The 4,732-nt window shown below is 30.3% G+C and carries 3 protein-coding genes and 2 pseudogenes; 1 reads left to right on the top strand and 4 read right to left on the bottom strand.

Annotation, left to right across the window (positions count from 1 at the left end; genetic code table 11):
* Window positions 1-173: pseudogene (locus BMZ74_RS14420) on the top strand (IS110 family transposase); the annotation flags it as partial.
* Between the two features lie 399 nt (window positions 174-572).
* Here the strand turns inward: BMZ74_RS14420 and BMZ74_RS14000 are convergent.
* From BMZ74_RS14000 to BMZ74_RS13985, 4 genes and pseudogenes are all read right to left on the bottom strand, one after another.
* A complete protein-coding gene (locus tag BMZ74_RS14000) occupies window positions 573-1,742 on the bottom strand; it encodes an MFS transporter (RefSeq protein WP_089862824.1) in 1,170 nt (389 codons plus the stop codon).
* Window positions 1,743-1,753: 11 nt separating this feature from the next.
* Window positions 1,754-2,791, bottom strand: coding sequence for an ROK family protein (locus tag BMZ74_RS13995; RefSeq protein WP_089862823.1), 1,038 nt, complete (start codon window positions 2,789-2,791; stop codon window positions 1,754-1,756).
* 301 nt (window positions 2,792-3,092) lie between these two features.
* A pseudogene (locus BMZ74_RS14720) lies at window positions 3,093-4,301 on the bottom strand (permease).
* 119 nt (window positions 4,302-4,420) lie between these two features.
* Window positions 4,421-4,732: transposase (locus tag BMZ74_RS13985; protein ID WP_143070194.1), on the bottom strand; the 312-nt coding region annotated here is incomplete at its 5' end.

The following is a 4,732-nucleotide window of genomic DNA, read 5'->3' as shown; positions in this document are numbered from 1 at the left end:
CCGCTAATTCATTGAGAGTACACAATGATAGCTATAAAAACTACTACTACAAAAAGTATAATGAAGTTCCAAAGCACAAACACAAAAGAGCCCTCGTGCTTACAGCACGTAAATTTGTCCGTCTCGTTTTTGCTCTGCTAAGCAAAGGCGAAATATATCAACCACGGAGGTAGATAATTATTGCAAATTAGTCTGTTTACTTAATTTTCTATTAGAACTATTATTTAGTCATGGGCTGAATTGGTAAAAATTACTATTCAGGCTAGGCGGATAGAACTATGCCTAATTTGACCGTTTTCAGCCAAATAAATTAAATTATTTTCTTTTTTTCTCTTGACATCTTACCGTATTACTTTCTTAAAATTTAACTATCAATGAAACTAAAAATTTTTAAATAAAATGATTTACCTCCTCAATTTAGCTAAGGGAAAAATTATTTTATATGATAATATTTTGATAATTCAATATATTACTTAGACAATAAGCAAAAAATTCCTGCAATTAAATTTATTTTTAGTTTAATTATAGAAATTATTTTGCTCAATATTTTAATTAATGTAAAGTCAATAAAGTTAATTATTAACTGCTGTTTTTCTAGTGCTGATTACCATAATAATAGTTAAAATTAGTAAAAAAATTGGCAGAGTAAATATTCCTATATATTCTGCAATTAAGCCAAAAAAAGGAGGCATAAAAGTTGAGCCGATATAGGCAAAAGCCATTTGAACGCCCATCATTGCTTGAGAATTTTCTTTACCAAAAAGTCTGGGAGTTTGGTGTAACATAGCAGGATATATAGGGGCACAACCTAGACCAATTAAGGAAAGTGCAACAGGAATTTTAGAACTTGACAAAGGCAGTAATAAAAGTAGTATTCCAAAAAATATACTAGTTAAACCGAGCTTAATTAATTGTTTATTAGAAAATCTAATTGCTAAAAAACCGGCTAAAAAACGGCCTACTGTAATCCCAAGATAATAAATTGAAACCCAGGCTGCAGCAACCTCTGATGAAATAGCAAAACTATTTACAGCATAGCTGCTGGCCCAGAGACCAGTTGTTAATTCCAAACCACAATAGGCAAAAAAACCTGCTAAAATTATTTTAGAATTAGGTATTTTAAAAACTTGACTTAAAGAAAGTGTCTGGACTGCCTCTTCCTGGTTATTATTTGACTGCGGAGTATTTAGCTTATTTAATGCTTTTTGCCAGAGGGGAAGAGAAATTAGAAGTACTATTACAAGAGCTGCTTGCAGACCGGCAATACTTAGATAGCCCAGTTGCCAGTTATTATTTCTAACTAGCCAGAAAGACATGATTACAGGTCCAGTAGTAGCTCCAATTCCCCAAAAACAATGGAGCCAGTTCATATGTTTAGCCTGATAATGTAAAGCTACAAAATTATTTAAAGCTGCGTCAACTGAACCTGCTCCCAATCCAAGTGGAATTGCCCATAATACTAGTATTAGAAAAGAGTTTGCTAAACCAAAGCCAAGCAGTGCTAATGCAGTCATAGTTACACTGACTAAAGTCACCAGACCAGTTCCATATTTTTTGATAACTCTGGCACTAAACAGACTAGAAATAACTGTACCGCCAGCAATAATCATTGCAATTATGCCTGCATAAGATAATGGGACTGATAAATCAGTCTGGATTACGGGCCAGGCAGAACCAAGTAATGAGTCTGGTAAACCGAGACTAATAAAGGCTAGATAAATTATAACAAGTAGTGTAAACAATTGTCTCCTCCTTAAAAATTAATTAAATTGTAGTTGAGTTCTCCAAATAAATGATTAAATAAATTATCTAATATAATCTTTTTTAATCCATTTTCATAGTCAACAGCAAAATTTGTGGAAACTTCAATATTTACAATAAAATCATTATTCAATGTTTGTTCAGTAAGCTTTTTAAGTTTACTACTATCCTGGCTAGAAAAGAAGTCGCCATATAGAACAATTTTTTCTGGCGCTAATAAACAGCAAATAACTGAAAGTAATTTTACAAAAACAGCATAAAGCTTTTCTTTATTTTGATAGTTCAAATCCTCCCAATTAATATCAAGAGGAAGATGACCAAATTCACCAGCGAAGTTTTGCTGTCCGCGATAAATTTCACCTTTAATAATTAGCCCCATTCCTGGCACATAAAGTCGAGGAAAATAAAGTCCTACAATTGTATCAGCGTTATTTTTCAATTTTTGCCTGCTTTTATAATAGCCAAAAGCAGCTGCATTAGCATCATTTTCAAAGATAACAGGAACTTGATATTGAGTTTGAAAATATTGCATAAAATTTTTGCCAATTAAGGCTGGATAATCATTAATAGTTATTGTACCCTCCTCTTCTTCGCCAGGTAAACCAAATCCAATCATAGCTATATTATCTATTGAGTTAAATGCTTCTTTAAGCAGATCATCAAAATGCTCAATAGTAACTTCAGATAGATATTTCTTTTTTTTGTAAACACATTTACCAAATAAATTAAAAACTTTTAATAAAATATGATTACTATTATTTTTTTGATAACCATATATAATAGCGGCATGGGAAAAATCACCATTATAACAGTATTCTACAGCTGGTCTTCCTCCATTTGAGGGTATCATTTCCCCTTGATAGACTTCACCAGATTTTACTAATTCTTCTACAATACTAGCAACTGTCATAGCACTTAAATTAGTTAAACTAGTCAGCCTTTTTTTAGTAGCAGACTTTTTTTTCAAAAGATTTTTTCTGACAAGTCTTTTATTAATTTCTTTCATTAGATGGGCATTAGCAGTTTTCATTGACTACCTCCTTTTTAAATAACTTTTTATAACTTCTATATTAAGTAATAATAATATAAGCAGCTGATTTTGTCAACTGCTTATAAATAAATAATCTGATTTCCTGTCCATTCTAAGTAATTTATAAAATCAATATATTCTAAAGTTAATGTAGAAGTATTAACTTTAGGATGAAATGAAACAAATTTTTCTTTATTGGTCATTTACAGTTTCTGGTTCTAGATATATTTTTATTTTGGCCAAACAATTTTCAACAATACCCAAAATCATACTATCATATTTTAATATTTTTTAGCTATAGTTACATAAATAAGTTTAGCACTAAGCCTCCCAGAAGAATAATTATGAATAGATAGGTTATCTTTCTTTTTAAAGAAGAGCTAGTTTCCATGTCCATATCAGAACTATTATTATTGTCTATTTTAATAAATTTCTTATTAAGATAAATTAAATAGCCGGCTATTAAAGTAAAAAGTATATTAAAATAGAATGTATAATCAATTTTAAATTGGGCTACTTCACTAACTACTCTGTTGCTTTCTGGTACTATACTAAAAATGCTAAAAATTCCATTTAAAATAAGAGCTGTTATAACAATACTTATATACATTACAACAGCAATATAAAGAGCCACTTTTTTATCATAGTATTTAGCATTAACAGCAACAAGTGGTGGCACCATTAAATCTGAATAAATAAAGCCCATAATACCCGCAAATAAAACACCATTGCTATTTAAAACTGTAGCTAATGGTATATTGCCCATAGACCCAATAAAAGTTAGTGCTGCTACAAACGGAGCAACCATAGCGTTTTCTAGAGCAATAGCCCAGCTGGGTAAAGAAGCTGATATATCTATCAAAAATATTTTATTCCAGAATTCTGTAGGAACAAATACTGCTACAAAACCAGCAATTGTAAATCCTATTAAGATTTCTTCTCAGACCATTTTCCATTCGCTGACAAAACTATTACCAACCATTCGCCAACCTTTTTTACTTTTGATTCGTTTCTTCCAATCAAAATCATCTTCAATATTAGAACTGTCTTGTTTAACTTTTTCTCTTGCTTTTTTTAATATGTTATCTGGATAAGTAAGTTTAATTATAATACTGCTAATAATTATTAAAATTAAACCGCCGATAATTTCTGCAGCTAAAAATTCCCAGCCGAGAAAAAGCATAATTAAGATTTCCAGCTCAATAACTAAATTAGTGGAAGCAAACATAAATGCTACTGCTGCAATAAAATTAGCCCCTTTTTTAACAAGAGTTCTTGCAGCTGCTAAAGCTGCAAAAGAACAAGATGAAGATACAGCTCCAAATATTGTAGAAATAGAAATACTTCTTAAATTAGCCTTTCCCATATATTTTGTTAGTTGTTTTTTAGGAACAAAAGATTGAATCATTCCACTAATAAAATAACCCAGAATAAAAGCCCAACCTGCTTTCCAAAAAAAGCCAAGAGCTGTCAGAACAGATTTGCTGTATAATTCTAAAAAATTTTGCATAAAATCACCTATTTTTTAATATTTATTTTCTATTAATTAGTTTAGTGAATATAATTAAATGTTTTATATATCAATAAGGCAACACCTGAAGGTAACGTCAAGTATTTTGTGTAAATAAATTAATATCGTTCTTCAAATAGTTGAATTAGTTTATCTCTAGCAGCTAAAAATCCCTTTAGTCTTCGTTCTGACCACTTAGAATTATAGTCTAAGATTTTAAGATATAGTATTTTTTCTGCTGCCTTTTCATTTGGTAAACTATTCATTGTTTTAAGTCTTTTTCTGATTTCTTTATTGGCTCTTTCAATCCAGTTAGTTGTATAAATTGATTTTTGAATACTATCTGGATATTTGTAAAAAGTAAAGAGTTCATCTTTATCTTCAAACCAGCTTTGAGCTAAGCGGGGGTAGATTCTATCCCACTTTGAACT

It is taken from the genome of Halanaerobium salsuginis (assembly GCF_900114545.1).
Taxonomy (GTDB): Bacteria; Bacillota; Halanaerobiia; order Halanaerobiales; family Halanaerobiaceae; genus Halanaerobium; species Halanaerobium salsuginis.
This window is presented reverse-complemented; position numbering and strand designations above follow the sequence as displayed.

Excerpts from the sequence above, each read along its gene's own strand:
- BMZ74_RS13995 (WP_089862823.1), bottom strand. The coding sequence starts at position 2,791 with ATGAAAACTGCTAATGCCCATCTAATGAAAGAAATTAATAAAAGACTT.